The 19,454-nt window shown below is 63.5% G+C and carries 19 protein-coding genes and 1 pseudogene; 10 read left to right on the top strand and 10 right to left on the bottom strand.

What is annotated here, in order from left to right:
• The first annotated feature begins 52 nt into the window (after positions 1-52).
• The gene (locus BcanWU425_RS28355; RefSeq protein WP_204510574.1) at positions 53-1,132 is read left to right on the top strand and encodes an isocitrate/isopropylmalate dehydrogenase family protein; all 1,080 of its coding nucleotides are present in this window, start codon (positions 53-55) and stop codon (positions 1,130-1,132) included.
• A 33-nt stretch (positions 1,133-1,165) separates the two neighbouring features.
• Here the strand turns inward: BcanWU425_RS28355 and BcanWU425_RS28350 are convergent, their stop codons facing one another.
• The 5 genes from BcanWU425_RS28350 to BcanWU425_RS28330 all read right to left on the bottom strand — a co-directional run bounded on the left by BcanWU425_RS28350 (position 1,166) and on the right by BcanWU425_RS28330 (position 5,736).
• Positions 1,166-1,450 (bottom strand): hypothetical protein, encoded by a 285-nt coding sequence (locus BcanWU425_RS28350; protein ID WP_085352111.1) that lies wholly within the window; start codon positions 1,448-1,450, stop codon positions 1,166-1,168.
• A 180-nt stretch (positions 1,451-1,630) separates the two neighbouring features.
• Complete coding sequence (locus BcanWU425_RS28345; RefSeq protein ID WP_018457114.1) at positions 1,631-2,452, bottom strand: enoyl-CoA hydratase; 822 nt, start codon at positions 2,450-2,452, stop codon at positions 1,631-1,633.
• A 111-nt stretch (positions 2,453-2,563) separates the two neighbouring features.
• Complete coding sequence (locus BcanWU425_RS28340; protein ID WP_085352113.1) at positions 2,564-3,913, bottom strand: L,D-transpeptidase family protein; 1,350 nt, start codon at positions 3,911-3,913, stop codon at positions 2,564-2,566.
• Positions 3,914-4,288: 375 nt separating this feature from the next.
• A complete protein-coding gene (locus BcanWU425_RS28335) occupies positions 4,289-4,660 on the bottom strand; it encodes a helix-turn-helix domain-containing protein (protein ID WP_026233304.1) in 372 nt (123 codons plus the stop codon).
• 29 nt (positions 4,661-4,689) lie between these two features.
• Entirely contained in the window at positions 4,690-5,736 is a 1,047-nt protein-coding gene (locus BcanWU425_RS28330) for a LysR family transcriptional regulator (RefSeq protein ID WP_231188740.1), read from the bottom strand.
• Between the two features lie 514 nt (positions 5,737-6,250).
• On the opposite strand from BcanWU425_RS28330, the gene BcanWU425_RS28325 reads away from it, so the two are divergent.
• A complete protein-coding gene (locus BcanWU425_RS28325; protein WP_018457109.1) occupies positions 6,251-6,517 on the top strand; it encodes a hypothetical protein in 267 nt (88 codons plus the stop codon).
• A 206-nt stretch (positions 6,518-6,723) separates the two neighbouring features.
• Complete coding sequence (locus BcanWU425_RS28320; protein WP_204510575.1) at positions 6,724-7,455, top strand: cytochrome c biogenesis CcdA family protein; 732 nt, start codon at positions 6,724-6,726, stop codon at positions 7,453-7,455.
• Here the strand turns inward: BcanWU425_RS28320 and BcanWU425_RS28315 are convergent.
• The 3 genes and pseudogenes from BcanWU425_RS28315 to BcanWU425_RS28305 form a co-directional block, all read right to left on the bottom strand.
• The gene (locus tag BcanWU425_RS28315) at positions 7,452-8,588 is read right to left on the bottom strand and encodes a mandelate racemase/muconate lactonizing enzyme family protein (RefSeq protein WP_204510576.1); all 1,137 of its coding nucleotides are present in this window, start codon (positions 8,586-8,588) and stop codon (positions 7,452-7,454) included. The genes BcanWU425_RS28320 and BcanWU425_RS28315 overlap by 4 nt on opposite strands.
• A 13-nt stretch (positions 8,589-8,601) precedes the next feature.
• Positions 8,602-10,058: pseudogene (locus BcanWU425_RS28310) on the bottom strand (sensor histidine kinase).
• Between the two features lie 345 nt (positions 10,059-10,403).
• A complete protein-coding gene (locus tag BcanWU425_RS28305) occupies positions 10,404-10,748 on the bottom strand; it encodes a DUF1236 domain-containing protein (protein ID WP_204510577.1) in 345 nt (114 codons plus the stop codon).
• 137 nt (positions 10,749-10,885) lie between these two features.
• Between BcanWU425_RS28305 and BcanWU425_RS28300 the strand changes: the two genes are divergently transcribed.
• The 4 genes from BcanWU425_RS28300 (at position 10,886) to BcanWU425_RS28285 (ending at position 14,408) form a co-directional block, all read left to right on the top strand.
• Positions 10,886-11,119: a hypothetical protein gene (locus BcanWU425_RS28300; RefSeq protein WP_026233301.1), complete on the top strand. Its 234-nt coding sequence runs from the start codon at positions 10,886-10,888 to the stop codon at positions 11,117-11,119.
• A 374-nt stretch (positions 11,120-11,493) separates the two neighbouring features.
• Positions 11,494-12,492 (top strand): TRAP transporter substrate-binding protein, encoded by a 999-nt coding sequence (locus BcanWU425_RS28295; protein ID WP_204510578.1) that lies wholly within the window; start codon positions 11,494-11,496, stop codon positions 12,490-12,492.
• 84 nt (positions 12,493-12,576) lie between these two features.
• Entirely contained in the window at positions 12,577-13,092 is a 516-nt protein-coding gene (locus BcanWU425_RS28290) for a TRAP transporter small permease (protein ID WP_204510579.1), read from the top strand.
• Positions 13,089-14,408, top strand: coding sequence for a TRAP transporter large permease (locus BcanWU425_RS28285; RefSeq protein WP_018457100.1), 1,320 nt, complete (start codon positions 13,089-13,091; stop codon positions 14,406-14,408). The genes BcanWU425_RS28290 and BcanWU425_RS28285 overlap by 4 nt, the downstream gene beginning before the upstream one ends.
• A gap of 49 nt (positions 14,409-14,457) precedes the next feature.
• On the opposite strand, the gene BcanWU425_RS28280 is transcribed toward BcanWU425_RS28285, so the two are convergent.
• On the bottom strand, positions 14,458-15,732 hold the full coding sequence (locus BcanWU425_RS28280; RefSeq protein ID WP_018457099.1) for a serine hydrolase domain-containing protein: 1,275 nt from the start codon (positions 15,730-15,732) through the stop codon (positions 14,458-14,460).
• A 170-nt stretch (positions 15,733-15,902) separates the two neighbouring features.
• On the opposite strand from BcanWU425_RS28280, the gene BcanWU425_RS28275 reads away from it, so the two are divergent.
• Positions 15,903-16,820, top strand: coding sequence for an intradiol ring-cleavage dioxygenase (locus BcanWU425_RS28275; protein WP_204510580.1), 918 nt, complete (start codon positions 15,903-15,905; stop codon positions 16,818-16,820).
• 31 nt (positions 16,821-16,851) lie between these two features.
• On the opposite strand, the gene BcanWU425_RS28270 is transcribed toward BcanWU425_RS28275, so the two are convergent.
• Positions 16,852-17,745: a LysR family transcriptional regulator gene (locus BcanWU425_RS28270; protein ID WP_204513906.1), complete on the bottom strand. Its 894-nt coding sequence runs from the start codon at positions 17,743-17,745 to the stop codon at positions 16,852-16,854.
• A 100-nt stretch (positions 17,746-17,845) separates the two neighbouring features.
• On the opposite strand from BcanWU425_RS28270, the gene BcanWU425_RS28265 reads away from it, so the two are divergent.
• Entirely contained in the window at positions 17,846-18,715 is an 870-nt protein-coding gene (locus BcanWU425_RS28265) for an SDR family oxidoreductase (RefSeq protein ID WP_204510581.1), read from the top strand.
• A 42-nt stretch (positions 18,716-18,757) separates the two neighbouring features.
• On the top strand, positions 18,758-19,432 hold the full coding sequence (locus BcanWU425_RS28260; protein WP_204510582.1) for an NAD(P)-dependent oxidoreductase: 675 nt from the start codon (positions 18,758-18,760) through the stop codon (positions 19,430-19,432).
• Positions 19,433-19,454: the final 22 nt, after the last annotated feature.

Raw genomic sequence — 19,454 nt, 5'->3', positions numbered from 1 at the left:
TGCTTCGCTTCGCTCGCAATGACGATTTAGCTCGCTCCTCCTGAGGCTTCCCATGTCCGCAAATAATGCCTTCCACATTGCCGTGCTTGCCGGTGACGGCATCGGTCCCGAAGTCATGGCGCCGGCCATCGAAGTCCTGCGCAAGATCGAGACGAAATCCGGCCTGAGCTTTCGCTTCACCGAGGGGCCGGCGGGCGCCAATCATTATCTCGCCGCCGGCAAGTCGATGCCGGACACCACCATCAAGCTGTGCGAGGAGGCGGACGCGATCCTGCTCGGCGCCTGCGGCCTGCCGTCGGTGCGCTATCCTGACAACACCGAGATCGCGCCGCAGATCGAGCTGCGCTTCATCTTCGATCTCTATGCCGGTGTGCGCCCGGCGCGGCTCATTCCGGGCGTGCCGAGCCCGATCGTCGGCGCCGACCAGCGCGGCATCGATCTCGTCGTGATCAGGGAGTCCACCGAAGGCCTGTTCGCCTCGATGGGCAAGGGCGTCGTCACCCATGAGGAGGCGCGCGAAACCATGGTGATCACGCGCAAGACGTCCGAGCGCCTGTTCGAGTTCTCGTTTCGCCTCGCCGAGCGGCGCAAGGCGCGCGGCAAGCCCGGCGCGCTGGCCTGCGTCGACAAGGCGAACGTGTTCAAGGCCTTTGCGTTCTTCCGCGGCATCTTCGACGAGATCGCCAAGCGTCATCCGGAGGTGAAGACCGACCGGCTCTATGTCGATGCTTGCTCAGCGATGCTGGTGAAGCGTCCTTGGGATTTCGACGTGATGGTGATGGAGAACATGTTCGGAGACATCGTCTCCGACATCACCGCGAGCCTGATCGGCGGCCTCGGCATGGCGCCCTCGGCCGACATCGGCGACAAATATGCCGCGTTCCAGCCTTGCCACGGCACCGCGCCCGACATCATGGGGCAGGGCAAGGCCAATCCCACCGGGATGATCTTGTCGGCTGCAATGATGCTGGACTGGCTCGCCGACAAGCACGGTGTCGAGGGCGCCGCCGAGGCCTGCGAGCAAATCGAGCGCGCTGTGGACAAGGTCTACGCCGGCGGCCTCAAGCCGATGGAGTTCGGCGGCAGCAACGGTACCGCCGACATTACGAAGGCGGTACTTGCGGCGCTGTAATCAAGGAAGAGGGGCCTCGCGGCCCCTCGAAATTCACCAGCGACGCCAGTGGCGGTGGCCGCCCCAGCCCCACGGACGGCCGCCGTAGAAGCGTCGCGGGCCGCCGTAAAAACCGTAGGCGCCGTAATAATTCGGACGCCAGAAGCAGCGACCCCAGGGGTTGCAGACCCAGCGCACCTGATCGACGTCGGCTGCCGGGCCGCTCGCGATACGGTCGGCCTGCGGAATGCCGTTCGGCATCGCTGCGAGTGCCTGTCCTGATGCGAGAGCGGCGCCGCCCAGGGCAGCCAGACCAACAACAGCAAATTTCAGTTTCATCGCAATCTCCCTCGTTTGATGGCGAGAGAACTTCCAGCAAATCAGCTGGTTGCTATGGTGTTGCGGGGCCGTGGGAATTTAATCTTCCTGAATGCATGTTCAGTTTGCCCGCCGTCATCGCGAAGAGCCAAGCAGGCAGAGGCACTCTGGATTGTTTCATTTTGCTCGCTGGCGACGGAATCACTGTCCCTGGAACTGCGGCTTGCGCTTCTCCATGAAGGCCTGCCGGCCCTCGCGAAAATCCACGCTGTCCATACAGGCCGTGCCGACCGCCCTGATCGCGTCCATGTCGCGCGCGCTTTCGTCCTTCAACACTTGCGCGATGGTGAGCTTGGCGGCCTTGATCGCGAGCGGCGCATTTTGCGAGATCGTCTCGGCGATGGCCATGGTCTCGCCCCAGAGCTGATCCTCCGGAAGCACGCGCTCGACCAACCCGATGCGCAGCGCTTCCGACGCATCGATGCGCATGCCCGTATACATCAGGAGCCGTGCCCAGGACGGGCCAACCAGCGACACCAAGTGCCGCAAGCCGTCATAGCCATAAGCGATGCCGAGCTTCGCCGCGGGAATGCCGAACTGGCTGCCATGGGAGGCGATGCGGATGTCGGCGAGCATCGCCACCTGCATGCCGCCGCCGAGACAAAAACCCTGGATGCAGGCAATCGTTGGCTTGGGATAATCGGCGAGCAGCGCGCGCTGGGCGGCGCTGCGTTTTGCGTATTCCTCGGAAGCGGCGGCGTTATGGCGCGTCTTCTCGAACTGGCTGATGTCGGCGCCCGACACGAATGCCTTGCCACCGCCGCCGCGCAGGATCACGACGCGCACGGCAGCGTCATCGCGTAAGGCGGTCAGCGCCTCGCCAAATCCCTCCCACATCTCCAGCGACATCGCGTTGCGCTTGTCGGGATTGTTGAACGTGATCACGCCGACGCCACTGGCTGTGTGCTTGAGGATCTTGCCGTCGGCGTAGGGAATTTCGGTCGTGCTGGACATGTCGGACATCGCGGGCGCTTTCGTTGGCGAGGCGCAATGTTCGGCCGGGGCGAGGCCAGGGTCAACCGCGACAACGGACCTGGCTTTGCAGCCGCCTGTGCCGCGATTGCATGGCGCGATCTATCTGGTCATGTGCGCGGTCAGCGGGTGGCTGCCGGCATTGCTGAAGAAGGCCGCCTCTTCGGCGGTCGCCTCCAGCAACTGCTCGTCCTGGTGATAGACGTCGTTGCGGAACTGGACGGTCTGGTCCTTGGTCATCCACGCCGTGAGGTAGATCCAGGCCACCGGCACCTTCTTCGCCATGGCGACGTCGAGATGCTGGCCGCTGGCGATCTCCGCGTCGATCGCGGCGCGGCTCCATTTCGGCTGGTCCTTCAGCAGCCAGGCGGCGAGATCGCGCACATTGTCGACGCGCGAGCAGCCGTGGGAATCGAAGCGGTAATCATCGCTGAACAGATTGCGCTGGTTGGTGTCGTGCATGTAGACCGAATAGGAATTCGGCATGTCGATCTTGACCGCGCCGAGCGCGTTGAACGTGCCGTTGTGCTGGCGCACGGTGAAATTCGGCGTATGGGTGCCCGACCAGTCAACCGAATTCGGGTCGATCGGATTGTCGTGGGCGTCGAGCACCTCCATGTGCATGCGCGACAGATAGCTGGGATCCTTGCGCATATGCGCGGAGATCTCGGTCTTGGCGATCGAGGAGGGCACCGTCCAGGTCGGATTGAGGACGACGCTGCTGATCTGGGCCGTCAGCGTCGGCGAGGGCTTTTCGGTCTTGCCGACGATCACGCGATAGCGCCTTACCACGACGTCGTTCTCGACCGCTTCGGCAAAGGCGGCGGGGATGTTGACCACGACATAGCGCTGGCCGAAGCCGAAATTCATGTTCTCGAGCCGCTGCAGCGAAGCCTCCAGCTGCCGGATGCGCTTCTGCACCGGCACGTTCATCGCCGCGATCGTGCGCGGCGTCATCGTTCCGGTCGGCGCGAGGCCGTGGCGGGCCTGGAAGCGTTTCACGGCGTCGGCGAGATCCTGGTCGAGGGCGCCGCTCGCCTTGTCGGCGGAAAGATCGCCGGAGACGATCAGCCGTTTGCGCAGGAGATCGTCATTGGCGCCCTGGGCGCCGGGCGCGAATTTGGCGTCCGCCGGGATCGTCGGCCAGCCGCCGCGCACGGCCAGATCGGAATAGCTCAGCGCCGCATCCTTGATGCGCTGGGCGGAGCCTTCGTCATAGGTCGGCTCATGCGTCAGCGCGAGCGCTGCGGCCGAACGGCTCTCCGCCGTAGATGCGGCCGCCGGCGCGGCGGTTTTCGGTGCGGCTGCGTGGGCCGGATTGGCGATGGCCGGCACCGTGCCAGCCGCAGTCGCCGGCTTGGGCCCGGCCTGTCCAATGGTCTCGGTCTGAGCAAGCGCAGAGGCGCTCGCAAGCATGCCGACGGCAATGATTATCGCATGGCGCTTCGACATGTGTCCCATCTTCCCTATGAGAGCGAGGCCCGGACAGGCGCTCGCATCGGCAATTCCCGGTTCGTCGGGCTGATTCGAGAAATCGGCGGGAGGCTAGCGCCTCCCGGTTGCGGCTCCCTTAAGCACGGCGCATCGCGAGCCCCATGCGCAAGGCACGCGGTCTCTGGATTGGGTCGCGAGAGGGCCGGAATGGGTTCGCGCAAACCGCGGGCGACGGCGGGAAAAATGGTCAACAAAAAGGGGCGGTCATGCCGCCCCGAGAAGTCCGCGCGAGCGCGCGGCCGGAGATATCTCGTCCGGATCTCGTCCAATCCAGCCGCGCCCCGTGGCGCGGCGGATTGAACATCGGGCAGAAAGGCACGAATGCCGATCGGCTCAGGCTTCGTTCGCCGCGATCGATTCCATCAGCGAGACGAGCTGACGCTGCACCGTCTGGTCCTTGATCTTGCTGTAGGCGCGCAGCAGGCGGAGGCTGAAGGCCGAGTCCAGGAAGAGCAGGCTCTCGACTTCGCGCGCCTTGTTGTCGCCGTCATAGAAGAAGGTCACGGGCACATCGAGGGCGGTGGCGATCTGCTGAAGCCGGGCCGCGCCGACGCGATTGACGCCCTTCTCGTACTTCTGGACCTGCTGGAAACTGACGCCGAGCTTCTCGCCGAGCTCGGCCTGCGAGACCTTCATCTCGACGCGCCGTAGACGGATTCGCTTGCCCAGCTCAATGTCCGGCTTGCCGGCACTGCGCTGCTTCATTCTCTTCGCCGCTGTCTTCATCTTTTTTCTCATCGGTCTTCGGTTGAAAACCCCCCGAAGAGCTGGGTCAGGGGTTCGCCCATATACTCGTCCTTGAATTCATGCGGGTGCACGAACTCTTCCTTAAACCACGGGAAACGCGCCGGATTGAAGGCTTCGATCAGCCAGTCAATCATGTGTCGTACGCGCGGAATCCGGCCGCTACCGGGATGGTAGGACAACCAGATATCCAGCGGTCTGTTCAGCTCGACCTCCAGTGGAATCAACTTCCCGCCAAGCGCAATGGCGTAGCTCGGAAACACGCCGATTCCGGCGCCATTCGCGACCGCCCAGTAGTTGGCGCTCGAGACGTTGGTCTTCATGACCAGAAGGTCACGTTCCGGAACGCCGGGGAAGAAGCTCTCGAAAGTTTGCTTGGCAGCAAGCTGGTCGGCGAACTGCAGCACCAGGCGGTGCTTGATCAACTCCATCGCCGAGCGCGGCGCGCCATGTTTCGAAATGTATTTCTCGGAGGCCCAGAACATCAGATGCATGCGGCCGAGCCGCACCAGCTTGACGTCGAGCGCCGAAGGCCGCGACAGGTGAATGGCGACGTCGGCCTCATGGCGGGAGACGTCGGCCGAACGCATCGCGCAATGCAGATCGACCAGGATCTTCGGATAGGTCTGCTGGAATTCGACCAGTCGCGGGGCGAGCCAGAATGTGCCAAGTCCCTCGGTGACGGCGACGCGGACCTCGCCGGACAGGGCGTTCGCCGTCGAATCGCTGGTGCGCAGCACGTCGAAGGCAGCCGCCTCCATTTGCTCGACGGCGGAGACCACCAGCGCGCCTTCGTCGGTCAGACGGGTGCCGTGGACGTCGCGGGTGAACAACGTGGTGCCGGTCTGGCGTTCGAAATCATCGATCCGGCGGCGAACGGCGTTGATCGACAGCGACAGGCGCTCGGCCGCCGAGCGGAAACTTCCGCATCGGACAACTTCCAGGAAAATGCGCGCCGCATCCCAGTCCGAGAGGCCGCTGACGTTTGTCTTTGGGCGTTCCTCCAGAGGAACGCCCCTTTCCGCCAAGGAGTGCATACAAGTCCCTTCGGGTCGCTAAACTGGCAGAATCTCGGGCAAACCACAACCACGGCGGGTTGGGGAACGACGAGTTTTGAACGTCATCCTTACTACGCCGCAGGTGGTATTCGGGTGCTGCCAAGCCTAGGAACAAGGGCTAGGAATCGGGCAAACCATCGCCCGTATGAGGGGTGTGGCGTGAGTTCCGTTGTGAGCCGTGACTTGCCTGCGGGATTGTCGGCATTGTCCGCAATGAACGTCCTTGCGCGAGAGCAGGTGCCTTCCGCGATGGATCAATTGCAGCACGCCAGGCGTTTTACGAGCGAGCGTTTTACGATCGAGCGCTTTACGACTGAGCGTTTCGACGGCCGGCGGCGCGACGCGATACGCGCCGGAACCGCGGTTTCAAGGCAGAAACACACTGAAATCATGTTCGGGGGCGTAGCGGCCTCGTGTTATCCTCGACGCTCCATGGGGGCCAAAGGGGTCGTCACAACCACGTCTCACAGGCCGAATTAGCGGAAAGAACGCCGTGTCGCATTCAGACGAACAGTTGCAGTCGGTGCTGGAAACGCTCGAAGAGTGCCGCAGGGTGCTCAACGAGAGCAATAGCCGTGAGTCGGCCGAGCTGCTGTCCATTGTCATCCTGGACGTGCGGATGAAGCTCAAAGGAATTGACAGTGCCGATCTCAAGGCACTGTGCGACGAAATGCTGCGGACGGCCACGAGCGAACCGCAGCCCCCTTCCAAGCAGACGCAGGACCAGCCCCGGCGTCCGCTGCTCCGCGTGGTGAAGTAGCCGCGCCGCCGAGTTTCGCTTTTTGGCGAGATTTGTGCGTGTCCCGGTGCCGCATCTGTGATCACAGACGGCATCGGGAGGAGCCCTGGTTTTGTGCGCCTCTGTTGCGCATTCGCTGGCATCGGCTACACCAGAGCCGGTTCGGCTCCGGGCCGCGCGCATTCCCCTCGCGCCGCATCGGCGCCAGAGATGGTTCCGACTGCATCATGCAAAATGTTTCGATCCCGGCGGCGCTGATTGCCGGCCTCGTCAGCTTCCTCTCCCCGTGCGTCCTGCCGCTGGTCCCGCCCTACCTGATCTATCTGACGGGCGCGACGATCGAGCATGTCGAAAGCGAAGAGCCCGCATCGGCCTCCAAACGCGCCATCATGATGTCGGCACTCCTGTTCGTGCTCGGCTTCTCCACGGTGTTCGTGGCGCTCGGCGCCAGCGCCTCGCTGATCGGGGCGCTGATCCGGGCCTGGTCGGCCGAACTCTCGATCCTCGCCGGCATCGTCATCATCGTCATGGGCCTGCACTTCCTCGGCCTGACGCGCATCGGCCTGTTGATGCGCGAGGGACGCTTGACCGCGCCCAAGCCCGTCGGCCTCTGGGGCGCTTATGTGATGGGGCTGGCCTTTGCCTTTGGCTGGACACCCTGTATCGGCCCGATCCTCGCCGCGATCCTCTCGGTCGCCGCCGCCGAAGCGACAGTGACGAGAGGCGCCGGCCTGCTCGCGGTCTATTCGGCCGGGCTCGGCATTCCCTTCCTGATCGCTGCCCTGATGATCGAGCAGTTTTCCACCCTGTTCGCGCGCATGAAGGGCCATCTCGTCAATGTCGAGCGTGCCATGGGCGTCCTGATGGTGATCACCGGTATTGGATTCCTCACCGGCGCGGTCTCGAACGTGAGCATCTGGCTGCTGGAGACGTTTCCGACGTTGCAGACGATCGGTTAGGCCTCCGCATCAAAGCGCGCTAGCGCGGCGCGGTCGATCTCGATACCGAGGCCCGGCCCCTCGGGCACCCGCACGACGCCGCTCGCATGCTCGATCGGCTCCTGCAAAATCGCCTGCCGGATCGGATGTTCAGTGCGGTCGAATTCCAGCATCGGCTCGAGCGGTGACAGCGAAGTCGGCGTTTGCGAGGGCAGCACCGCGAGGAGCTGGAGCGAGGCGGCGATCGCAATCCCGGTGCCCCAGACGTGCGGATTGTAGCGGATGCCGAACGCCTCACTCATGTCGGCGATCTTCTTGCATTCACTCAAACCACCCGCCGCGCAGGTGTCGGGCTGGGCGATGTCGAGCGCGTGCGAGACGAACAGCTCGCGGAAGCCGAAGCGCGTGAATTCGCACTCGCCGCCGGCGACCGGAATCGTGAGCGCGGATTTCACCGCGCGATAGCCCGCGACATCCTCCGGCGGCACCGGCTCCTCAAACCATCCGATGTCATGGCGCTCGATCAGGCGGCCGAGCCGGATCGCCGCGACCGCGTCATAGGCGTGGTTCGCATCGACCATCAGCGCGACATCGGGGCCGATCGCCTCGCGCACCGCGCGGGTGATTGCGGCATCTTCGGCGATGCCGAAACCGACCTTCAACTTCACGGCACGGAATCCCTCGGCGGCATAACCCGCCGCTTCCTCCGGCAGATAGGTCAGCGGATCGCCTGACTTGCGCCGGTAGAGACCGGTTGCGTAGGCGGCAACCTGCTTGCGCGCGGCGCCGCCGAGAAGCTGATGCACGGGTACGCCAAAATGCTTGCCCTTGATGTCCCATAGCGCGATGTCGATGCCGCTCATTCCCTGGATCACGACGCCCTTCTGGCCGTGATCGCGCAAGCGCGCGTAGACCATCTGCCATAGCACGTCGGTGCCCAACGGATCCTCGCCGATCAGCCATGGTTCGATGCTGCGAACTACCGCCGCCGTCATGCGTGCCGGACCGTAGCATTCGCCCCATCCGATAAGACCATTGTCGGTCTCGATCTCGACCAGCATTGCGGTGCGCGTGTCGTACCAGGCGCGCGAATAGGCAAAGGGCTGCGACAGCTTTGCTTCGAGAATGTGCGTGCGAACCCTAGTGATCTTCATTGCCGGCCTCCGTTCATCGCGCCTCGTCCAGCGCGCAAATCACCGTGCAGACCACGCCGCGGGCAGGAAGTCGACCGTTGCCTCGCCGCCGAGCTGGTCGCGCGCGCTGCGCTCGATCAGGCGCGAGCCGAAGCCGCGTTGCACCGGCGCCGTCACCGGCGGTCCGCCGATCTCGGTCCAGATCAGGCGCAGCCGCGGCTTCGGCGCATCGGCGATGACCTGCCACTCCAGCGTCACCCGGCCGGTCTCGTTGGATAGCGCGCCGTATTTCGCGGCGTTGGTGGCGATCTCGTGCACGATCATCGACAGCACCACGGCGAGCCGCGGCGACAGCGGCACCGCGGGTCCGGCCATGCGGATGCGCTCCGGATTATTCAGCAGGAACGGCTGGAGCGCGCGGGCGATCACGTCCCGCAGCTCGGAGCCCGCCCATTTCTCCTGGCTGAGCAAATTATGCGCCTCGGCCAGCGCGCCGAGCCGGCCCTCGAATTTTACCCGCTCGTCCCGGCTGGCGCTGCGGAAGGTCTGCACGGCGATCGCCTGCATCAACGCGAGCGTGTTCTTGACGCGATGGTTGAGCTCGTCGATCAGGAGATCGTGCAGCATCTCGCCGCGCGCGATCGTGGTCGCCATCCGGACCGCGAAGGTCAGGCCGGTCAGCAGCAGGACGCCGCCGATAAAACTGGTGATCGCGATGTTGCGCCAGAGCGGAGCGATTAGCGAGCTCTCGGCGACGCCGGCCACGATGGTCCAGCCGGTCAGCCGCGACCTCGTATAGACGGTCGACAACGCGACGCCGTCGAGCGAAACCGTCGAGAGTGCGGCTTCCGGCGTGCGCAACATACTCTCGTACAGTGCGCCGGTAGCCCGTTTGCCAAAGATCTCCGTAGGGTTCGGCGTGCGCGCGAACACGATAGCCTTGGTGTCGAGCAGGGAGACCGTCCAATCCCGGTCGGGCCGTTGCTTTTCCACCAGGTCCTGAAAGGTGCTGACCGGCGGGCTGAAGCAGAGGTCGTAGATCACTTCGCCGTCGCGGAGCACCGGAACCTCGACCGTAAGCACCTGCCGGCCGTTGATCGCGCCGGTGAACAGGTCGGAATATTGCGGCGACCTGGTCGCAAACACCTTCTCGATGATCTCAAGATGACCGCGTGGCGGCAGGCTTGCGGTGTCCTCGGTCGCGGAGGAAAACAACAGCCGGCCCTTGCGATCGGAGATCAGCACGAGGCCGCCTTTGCCGTACTGGTCGACGAAGCCGAGCGCGATGCGGCGGAAGCTCTGGAAGTCGTCGTTGCGCAGCGAATTCGTCAGTGCAAGCACCTGCAGGCCGCCGGTCATCCGCTGCACCTCGGAGTCCAGCACGAGGCGCATGCTGCGCACATTCTCCAGCACGCGGCGGGTCGCGTCGTTGCGGTCCTGTTTGTAATTGTAGACGGCAATGCCGACCGCGAAGACGATCAGCGGCAACATCGTTCCCGTCACCAGAAGAGCGAGCCGGACCGGCAAAGTGAGCTTTGACAAACGCGGGCGTCCCGGTTCCAGCGCAGGGGAGCGCCGGATTTATGATTTTGGGAGACCATAGGGGCGGGATTTGCGCTACGCCATAATTTTTGCGTTCGGACGCGCCACCCAGGAAGAAGATTTTGCAGCGCGGTCCGCGGCTGCGCCTCAGCTCATGCTGATTGCGGTCAGTAGGAGACACATGGCGTACACGGCCGCCAGGCTGAGCCCGGCGATCCGGGCCTCTCGATGCGATTGCATAACGTCAACTCCCAGAGAGGGAGGCCGCCTCAAGGCGGCCCCCTTACACCTGGATCAATCAATTTCCTGAACGACCGTGCGCGTACCGGGATCGACGAGCATCACGCGATCGCCGGAGTAGACGTAGCGATACTTCGTCAGCGACGGACCCCAGTCTGCGGGAACGGCCTCAAGCTCGACGCCGCTCGGCACCGCCGCACCGACAACGATCTTTTCCTTCGTGGTCACCGGGCGAATGCGATGCTCGGTGACGTAGGATTTGATCTTGGTTCGGTACTGCGGCTCGATCTGGACGGCCGCCGCGTGGCCCGTCCCGGTCGTCGTCACGACGGTCGATTGCGCGAAAGCACCGGTCGACATCAGGACCGCCGCGGCGGAAAGCAGGAACAACTTCTTCATCTCGTTCTCCTCGTTTGAACATGCGCCGCAACAACCCCTCATTGCGGACAGCGTTCCCGGCTCAGGGAACTAATTGCCGCTTTTTCCCGTTTGTAGATGACCGGGCTGACGGCTCGGGCTCTGGAGGAGGACTACAAATGAAGTTGAAGATAGTAACTGCAGCATTGATGCTTTCCGCAATATCCCTGCCGGCGTTCGCGGCCGACGAGTTCTATGTCGTGCAGGACGTCAAGACGAAGAAGTGCACAATCGTCGACAAGAAGCCGACGGACACGTCCATGACCGTGGTCAGCCCATCGGGCGCGATCTACAAATCGCGCACCGAAGCTGAAGCCGGAATGAAGACCGTCAAGGTCTGCACGTCCAACTGAGGAGGATGACAAATGCCAGTTCTGATTCTCTGGGCCGTGCCGGCCGTGCTGGTGATCGGCGGCGGCATCTATCTGATCGGCCACATGCACTAAGCGGCAGTGGAAGGCGGGTCTGTGCGTGCAGCGCACGGGCCCGCACGCCGTCTGTCTGCTAAGAGAGGCTGCTCCCCTCGGCCTGCCACGCACCGGCAGGAGCGCAAGTTGCAGTGCAGCAGTTCGCGAAAGGGGTGGCCCTGCGACGAAGAGGGCCTCCCGCGCGCGTGAAATGACTTCCGTCCCGCCGAGGTTTTCCATACGCTTCCCACTCGCAAGCCGCATACCGGCTGCGCTCACGGCCCGGCGACAGGGCCGGAGCATCAAAAGGAGGGGAGACGATGAAGCGAAGATTATTTCTCGCTGGGCTCGGCGCGACCACTGCGGCGGCTGCGATGGGCATGCCGTCAATCGTCAGGGCACAGTCGCCGATCACATTGAACGGCGCGGTCCAGTTCAACGACGACCACGCCTTCAACCGGGCCCTGCTCCGGTTCGAAGAGCTGGTCAAGAAGTACTACGGCAAGCCCGTCAACTTCACACTGCACAGGAATTCCTCGCTTGGCCTCGAAAAGCAATATTTCGAGTACATGTCGCAGGGCAAAGCCGTCGATTACGGCATCGTCTCGCCGGCTCACATGTCGACCTTCGCCAAGGCGGCCCCGTTCATCGACGCGCCCTTCGTGTTCAAGGGCATCGACCACATGAACAAGGTCGTCGAAGCCAATATCCTGGCGCCGATCGCCGACGAAGTTGCGTCCAAGGCCGAGGTCGTTCTGATCGGCTATTCCGGCGGTGGCATCCGCAATATCTTCGCCAACAAGCCGCTCAAGACTCTCGCCGACCTTAGGGGACTCAAGGTGCGCGTACAGGGCGCGCCGATCTGGTCGAAGACCTTTGCGGCCGTAGGCATGAGCCCGACGGTGATCGCCTACAACGAAATCTACAACGCGATCCAGAACGGCGTGATTGCGGCCGGCGAGAACGAGGCGGCCGGCGTCGAGGCGATGAAGTTCTACGAAGTGGCTCCGCATCTCAACCTGACCCAACACGCCGTGTCGATCCGGCCGATCTGCTTCTCGGTGAAGACGCTAAAGACCTTGCCGAAGGAGTTGCAGGACGCGATCATGAAGGCCGGCAAGGAGGCCGGCGACTACGGCCGACAACTGGAGTCGAGTGAAGAAGTCGTCAAGCTCGACACGCTGGAGAAGGCCGGGAAGCTCAAGCGCGTTCCCTTCGAAGAACGGGACGCCATGAAGAAGCTCGCCGATCCCGTGATGGCCACCTACGCCAAGGAAATTGGCGCGGAAGGCATTTTCGAGAAGATCAACGTCGTCTGAAAACTGTCGCCGCCCACGCGACAGGACGTCGGGGCAAGCCAGACGGCTTGCCCCATTGCGTGATTGTGATCCCCCGGAGTCGTGATGACTGAAATATCGATGCCACCGAACCCGTCGCCATGGCGCCGAGCAACGGCGGCTTATGCAAAACTGCTGGAAATCCTGCTCGCCGCCTCCGTCGGTATGCTGGTCATTCCGGTCACGTTGCAGATCATCTCGCGCTACACGCCTTTGATTCCGTCCTACATCTGGACCGAGGAGATGGCGCGGTTCATGTTCATCTGGACGGTCATGATTGGCGCCATGGTCGGCATCAGAGAGTCGCAGCATTTTGAAGTCGACGTCTGGCCTGACCTGTCACGCCGAAGCGAAGCCATGGTCCGGATTCTCGCGCGGCTCGGCGTGCTGGCGCTGGCACTGGTGTTCGTAACCGCCGGAATCGAGTTCACCCGCTTTGCCTGGAACAGAACTTCGGAGCTGGCCGATCTGCCGCTTTGGCTGATCCACGTCGCCTGGCCGATTTCCGGCGTGACCTGGATCGTGTTCGCCGGTGAACAGATCGTCGACGAGATGCGGATTTTGTTTGGGACAAATCAATGAGCGGCAATGTTCTTTCTGCCGGGCAGGCCGCAATGGTCCTGTTCGGTACTTTCGTTGGCCTGCTCATCATCCGCGTCCCGGTCGCCTTCGCGCTTGGCCTTGCCTGCGTGCCGATCCTGCTGATCGAGCCGCATCTGTCGCTGATGACGCTCGCGCAGGAAACCTTCAACGCCTACAATTCATTCATCCTGCTAGCGGTCCCGTTCTTCCTGCTCACCGCCAATCTGATGAGCATCGGCGGCATCACCGACCGGCTGGTCGCGCTGTCCCGCTCGATGGTCGGGCACTGGCCGGGGTCGCTGGCGCAGATCAACGTGGTGCTGTCGGTGTTCTTTGCCGGCATCTCCGGATCCTCCACCGCGGACGCGGCGAGCCAGTCCAAGATATTCATCGATGCCCAGACCAAGGAGGGCTACGATCTCTCGTTCTCGATCGCCATCACCGCGGTCTCGGCCGTGCTCGCCGTCATCATCCCACCCTCGATCCTGATGATCGTGTGGGGCGGACTGATCTCGACCTCGATCGCCGCGATGTACCTCGCAGGCATCGTGCCGGGATTGCTAATCGCGGGCGCGCAGATGGCAACAGTGCATATCTATGCCGTGCGCCGGGGCTATCCGACCTATCCGAAGGACACCTGGAGGGAGATGTGCTGCGCCATCTGGCGCTCGATACCGGCGCTGATGACGCCGTTCATCATTGTCGGCGGCATCCTGCTGGGGTGGTTCACCGCGACCGAATCCGCCTGCGTCGCAGTGCTCTATTCCGTGGCGCTGTCGACGTTCTTCTACCGTGAAACCGGCGCGCGCGAACTCTACAAGGCGCTGCTCGATACCGGGCGCCTTGCCGGCGTGGCGCTGTTCTGCGTGGGTACCGCGAGCGCGTTCGGCTGGCTGCTGGCCTATTACAGGATTCCGCAGGAACTGCTGGCTAACGTCTCGACCTGGGGCATGGGCGCGATCGGGGCCGGCTTCTTCATCGCGTTCTGCTTTCTGGTGGTGGGCTGCTTCCTCGACGCCATTCCGGCGATCATCATCGTCGGCACCGTTCTCGAACCGCTGGCGAAATCGGTCGACCTTCATCCGGTGCAGTTTGCGATCATCTCGATCGTCTCGCTCGCCTTCGGATTGGTGACGCCGCCTTATGGCCTCTGCTTGATGATCGCCTGCTCGATCGCCGGGGTACGGCTGCGCTATGCGCTTAAGGACACGGTGATCATGCTGATCCCCATGCTGCTCGTGCTGGCGGCGCTCATTATTTGGCCCAGCGTTTCCCTGTTCCTGCCGCGCCTGATCGTGCCGGAGATGTTGAAATGAGCGGGGCTTGATCCCGCGGCTCTGATGCCGCGGGATCGGTGCATTTTTCTCAGAGATTGCTCTCGGTGATCGCAGCGTAGACCATGCTGCGCAGCTCGCGCCGGAGCGGGTAGGCGCTCGACGGCAGCACCTGCGTCATGAAGATGGTGATCAATTCTTCGGCCGGGTCGATCCAGAACGACGTCGTGGCCGCGCCGCCCCAATTGTATTCACCGGGGCTGCCGGCGACCAGCGTCTCGGCCGGGCGCATCGTCACGGCGAAGCCGAGGCCGAAGCCGATGCCGTTGTAGGCGGCTTCCGCGAACAGCGAGCGCGACACTTCCGGCAGCGAGCGTCCACCCGGAATGTGGTTGGTCGTCATAAGCGCCAGCGTCTTCGGCCCGATCAACCTGACGCCGCCGAGTTCGCCGCCATTGAGCAGCGCACGGCAGAAGGTGAGATAGTCGGCCGTCGTCGAGCACAGCCCGCCGCCGCCCGAAATCAGGGACGGCGGTGACAGGAACGAACTCTTGGTTGGATCATCCTGCAACGTCAGGCCCTCGCGGCGCTGGCCGGCATGGAAGGTCATGCCGCCACCCGGGTCGGCCGAGTAACAGGCAGCGAACCGGTGGGCCTTGGAAGCCGGCACGTGGAAATCAGTGTCGGTCATGCCGAGTGGATCGAGAATGCGCTGTTTCAGGAACTGCTCGAAGGGTATGCCGGAGATCTTGCCAATGAGGTAGCCGAGCACGTCGGTCGAAACCGAGTAATTCCAGGCCTCGCCCGGCGAGAACTCCAGCGGGATTTTTGCAAGGCTCTCGATCATGGTCTGGAGCGTGCCGGATTTCTCGACCTCGCCGATCTTTTCGGCGCGGTAGGCGGCATCGACGTTCGAGCGCTGCTGGAAGCCGTAGGTGAGGCCGGAGGTGTGGCGCAGGAGGTCGACGATCAGCATCGGCCGCGACGGCGGCCGGGTCAGGAAGGAAGGCGCAGTGCCGGCGACGAACACGCCGAGATCCTTCCATTCCGGAATGTACTTGGCGACCGGCTCATCGATGGCGACGAGGCCTTGCTCGACCAGCATCATGAAGGCGACGCTGGTGAGCGGCTTCGTCATGGAATAGATGCGGTAGATGGTGTCATCCTTGACGGGCAGCTTGCGTTCGACGTCGGCAAAACCCTGCACCGAGCTGTGGGCGATCTTGCCACGGCGATAGACCAGGAGATGCGTGCCCGGGAAGCGACCGGCATCGATGTACCGGCTCTTCAGATGCGCATCGACACGGTCGAGCGCGGCCTTGGACATGCCCACGGATTCGGGCGAGGCGGGGGTGGGGGCGAGCATCAGTTCCTCCGAAAGTTTTGTCCGCCGTTGATAGCCGAAAAGGCGGTCTTATTCCAACCCGGTCGCGCTTAACGCCGGCCGGCTGTTTGGTGTAGGCTTCACTTTGGAACGCCTCCAAGCAGCCCAAAAAGATCCCCAACGGGCCAATGAGAAAACGCAGGCAAACGACCATGACCCAGTTCAACGAAACCGAACTCACCGAAGCCGTCGTCCGGAGCTTTGACCAGACACCTGACCCGCGCGCGAAATTCCTGCTCCAGGAATTGGTGAAGTCGCTGCACGATTACGTGAGCAAGACCGGCCTCACTTTCGCGGAATGGGAATACGCCATCGATTTCCTGACCCGCACCGGCCAGAAATGCACGGACACACGACAGGAATTCATCCTGCTGTCCGACGTGCTCGGCGTCTCCATGCTGGTCGACGCGGTCAACCATCGCGAGCGCGAGGGCGCCACCCAGACCACCGTGCTCGGGCCGTTCTATGTCGGCGAGCACAAGGTGACCGCGCACGGAACCGACATCTCTCCGAACAATCAAACCGGCGAACGGATGTTCGTGCAGAGCCGTGTCACCGATCTCGACGGCAAGCCGCTCGCGAATGTCCCCGTCGACGTCTGGCACGCTGACGATGACGGCTTCTATGACTCGCAGAAGCCGAACTATGACGAGGTCGGCGCCTCGGCGCGGGCGCGCTTCATCACCGACAGCGATGGCCGCTTCTTCTTCCGCACCATCTTGCCGTGCAGCTACCCGATCCCGACCGACGGCCCGGTCGGCGAGATGATCGTGCAGACCAACCGTCACCCGATGCGCCCGGCGCATGTGCACTTCCTGGTCAATGCCAAGGGCTACGAGCCGCTGATCACCCACGTCTTCATGGACGGCGACAAATATCTGGATTCCGACGTGGTGTTCGGCGTGAAGGACGACCTCGTCGCCAAGGTCGAGCCGCGCAACGATCTCGAGCTGCCCGACGGCAGCAAGGCGAACGGGCGATGGCACCTGATGACCTACGAATTCCACCTCAAGCCCGGCGGCGGCATGGCGCCGAAGCCGCTGGGGACGAAGGCGGAGGAGCACGCCTGACCGTCAGGCGCGAGCAGCGCGCGCCGCCCGCTCATCTCCCGATAAACGCCGCCAGCTCGTCAGGCGTCCCCATCGGAAAGGCTTCTTTCATGAAGTCGAGGAAGGCGGAGACGCGCGCGCTCAACAGCCGGCGCGATGGATAGAGCGTCCACAACGCGATCTCCGGTCCGTCGATGTCGCCCCAATGCACCAGCGTGCCGGCAGCCAGGTCGTGACTGACCAGTGATACCGGAAGGCGTGCGGCGCCGACGCCCGCCCGGACCGCGTCGCGAACCATGACGAGCGATGACAGGCGCAGGACCGGATCAATCGCGATGCGCGACCTTCCACTGGGCATCGTGACTTCCCAGCTTGTCAGCTGGTCGCCCGCTCCGCGCATGACAGCCGGCACAGCGATGCCGTCCCTCGGTCGTTTCAGGTCCGGGCTTGCCACGACCACCAGCCGATCGCGCAGAAAGATTCGTCCGACAAGGCTGTCATCCGGATCGGGATTGACCCGAATGACGAGGTCATACCCTTCCTCCACCATGTCGACGGAGCGATCTTCCGTCGTGACCTCAAGACGGATCTCCGGATATCTGAGCGCGAACCCAGCCGCGAGGTTTCCCATTGCAGTCTGCGAGAACAGCAAGGGCGCGCTGATCCGCAAGCGCCCCCGCGGCCTGTCCCCACCCGAGGCGATCGCTGTCGCCGTCTCATCGAGCTCGGTGAGCAAGGCCCCCGTCCGCTCGTAAAGGGCGCGTCCTTCCTGTGTGAGTTTCAGGGTGCGCGCCCCGCGCTCGAACAGGCGCAGGTCGAGGGCAGCTTCCAGCTCGGCGACCCGCCGGGACAGGGTGGCTTTCGGGCGTCCGGTGGCGCGTGCGGCCCGTCCGAAGCCGCCGTGCCGGGCGACGAGATTGAAGTCGGTCAGTGCGAGCAGGTACATCGTTCCACCAGTGAGACAGTCCGTCCAAATATAGCGGCTATCGGTTCGTTTGTGGATCGCTAATTTCCGGGTGTCTTCTGACCAACCCGGAGTGATCTCCATGACCATCCTCGTTACCGGTGCAACCGGCACCGTCGGCCGCCACGTCGTCGAACAGCTCGCCAAACGCGGCGCCGATGTCCGTGCTCTCGCCCGCGATCCAGCCAAGGCAAACCTCCCGGCAGGCGTCACCGTCGTGCAGGGCGACCTGCTCGACGTCGACTCGATCCGCAGCGCGTTCAAGGGCGTCTCGACCCTGTTCCTGCTCAACGCAGTGGTGCCGGATGAATTCACGCAAGCGCTGATCGCGCTCAACGTCGCCCGCGAGGCTGGCGTCGAGCGGGTCGTGTACCTCTCGGTGATCCACAGCGATCGCTACGTGAACGTCCCGCACTTTGCCGGCAAGTTCGGCGTCGAGCGGATGATCGAGCAGATGGGCTTCAACGCCACCATCCTGCGCCCGGCGTACTTCATGAACAACGACGTCACGATCAAGGACGTGGTGACCGGATATGGCATCTATCCGATGCCGATCGGGAGCAGGGGACTCGCCATGATCCATGCGCGCGACATCGGTGAGATCGCGGCCCTCGAGCTGATCCGTCGTGAGCGCGCTGCAACACCGCTTCCGCTCACGCGCATCAATCTTGTCGGTCCCGATACGCTGACCGGCGCGAAAGCCGCCGCCGCCTGGTCGGAGGTGCTGGGTCGCACGATCGCCTATCCCGGTGACGATACCGCCGGCTTCGAGAAGAATCTCCGGCAGTTCATGCCGAGCTGGATGGCCTACGACATGCGGCTGATGAGCGAGCGTTTCCTCACCGAGGGAATGGTCCCCGAAGCCGGCGACGTCGAGCGTCTGACCGCGTTGTTGGGCCGTCCCCTGCGCTCCTATCGCGACTTCGTCTCCGAAATCGCGGCCTCTGCCTGACGGCATGGGCACGTCCCCATCACGACAACGAGGACTCCCATCATGACCTCTTCAATCGCCACTGTTCCGGCGGATCCGCAAGGTGCGACGAAGATATTGGTGCTTGGAGCGACCGGTGCCACCGGTCGCCTGATCGTCAACCAGGCGGTGGCGCGAGGCTACGACGTCACCGTGCTGGTGCGTTCCGCCGAGAAGGCACGTGACATCACGGGGGCGAAGCTTATCGTCGGAGACGCCCGCGATGAAACAGCCCTGCGCGCAGCCCTCAAAGGCCGTGAGGCCGTGGTCAGTGCGCTGGGTACACCGGTAAGCCCGTTCCGCGAGGTGACGCTTCTCTCGACCGGGACGCGCGCGCTCGTGAGCGCGATGAAGGCCGAGCAGGTCTCGCGGCTCGTTTGCATCACGGGAATGGGCGCCGGCGACAGTGCCGGGCACGGCGGCTTTGTCGCCGACAATGTGATCTTTCCGCTTCTCCTGAAGAAGGTGTACACCGACAAGGACCGGCAGGAAGCAATCGTCAAAGACAGCGGGCTGGACTGGGTCCTGGTTCGCCCCTCGATCCTGAACAACAAGCCCGGCCGCGGCTCGGTCCGGGCCCTGACGGATCTTTCGGGCTTCCATGGCGGTAGCATCGCGCGCGAAGACGTTGCGACATTCGTGCTGGATCAAGTGCGCGCCGATACCTGGCTGCATCGGTCTCCGCTGATCACGTGGTGATGCTTTGCGTGGCGACACCCGG

Source organism: Bradyrhizobium sp. WU425 (assembly GCF_021052305.1).
In the GTDB taxonomy this organism is placed as follows: Bacteria; Pseudomonadota; Alphaproteobacteria; order Rhizobiales; family Xanthobacteraceae; genus Bradyrhizobium; species Bradyrhizobium canariense_D.
Note: the sequence above shows the minus strand (reverse complement) of the source record. Positions and strands in the feature narration are given on the sequence as shown.

Coding starts and splice junctions, on each gene's coding strand:
- BcanWU425_RS28270 (WP_204513906.1), bottom strand. CDS start 17,745: ATGTACCTGCTCGCACTGACCGACTTCAATCTCGTCGCCCGGCACGGC.
- BcanWU425_RS28335 (WP_026233304.1), bottom strand. CDS start 4,660: ATGAAGCAGCGCAGTGCCGGCAAGCCGGACATTGAGCTGGGCAAGCGA.
- BcanWU425_RS28290 (WP_204510579.1), top strand. CDS start 12,577: ATGACTGAAATATCGATGCCACCGAACCCGTCGCCATGGCGCCGAGCA.
- BcanWU425_RS28300 (WP_026233301.1), top strand. CDS start 10,886: ATGAAGTTGAAGATAGTAACTGCAGCATTGATGCTTTCCGCAATATCC.
- BcanWU425_RS28320 (WP_204510575.1), top strand. CDS start 6,724: ATGCAAAATGTTTCGATCCCGGCGGCGCTGATTGCCGGCCTCGTCAGC.
- BcanWU425_RS28355 (WP_204510574.1), top strand. CDS start 53: ATGTCCGCAAATAATGCCTTCCACATTGCCGTGCTTGCCGGTGACGGC.
- BcanWU425_RS28285 (WP_018457100.1), top strand. CDS start 13,089: ATGAGCGGCAATGTTCTTTCTGCCGGGCAGGCCGCAATGGTCCTGTTC.
- BcanWU425_RS28350 (WP_085352111.1), bottom strand. CDS start 1,450: ATGAAACTGAAATTTGCTGTTGTTGGTCTGGCTGCCCTGGGCGGCGCC.
- BcanWU425_RS28340 (WP_085352113.1), bottom strand. CDS start 3,913: ATGTCGAAGCGCCATGCGATAATCATTGCCGTCGGCATGCTTGCGAGC.
- BcanWU425_RS28330 (WP_231188740.1), bottom strand. CDS start 5,736: ATGCACTCCTTGGCGGAAAGGGGCGTTCCTCTGGAGGAACGCCCAAAG.
- BcanWU425_RS28345 (WP_018457114.1), bottom strand. CDS start 2,452: ATGTCCGACATGTCCAGCACGACCGAAATTCCCTACGCCGACGGCAAG.
- BcanWU425_RS28275 (WP_204510580.1), top strand. CDS start 15,903: ATGACCCAGTTCAACGAAACCGAACTCACCGAAGCCGTCGTCCGGAGC.
- BcanWU425_RS28295 (WP_204510578.1), top strand. CDS start 11,494: ATGAAGCGAAGATTATTTCTCGCTGGGCTCGGCGCGACCACTGCGGCG.
- BcanWU425_RS28280 (WP_018457099.1), bottom strand. CDS start 15,732: ATGCTCGCCCCCACCCCCGCCTCGCCCGAATCCGTGGGCATGTCCAAG.
- BcanWU425_RS28260 (WP_204510582.1), top strand. CDS start 18,758: ATGACCTCTTCAATCGCCACTGTTCCGGCGGATCCGCAAGGTGCGACG.
- BcanWU425_RS28315 (WP_204510576.1), bottom strand. CDS start 8,588: ATGAAGATCACTAGGGTTCGCACGCACATTCTCGAAGCAAAGCTGTCG.
- BcanWU425_RS28265 (WP_204510581.1), top strand. CDS start 17,846: ATGACCATCCTCGTTACCGGTGCAACCGGCACCGTCGGCCGCCACGTC.
- BcanWU425_RS28305 (WP_204510577.1), bottom strand. CDS start 10,748: ATGAAGAAGTTGTTCCTGCTTTCCGCCGCGGCGGTCCTGATGTCGACC.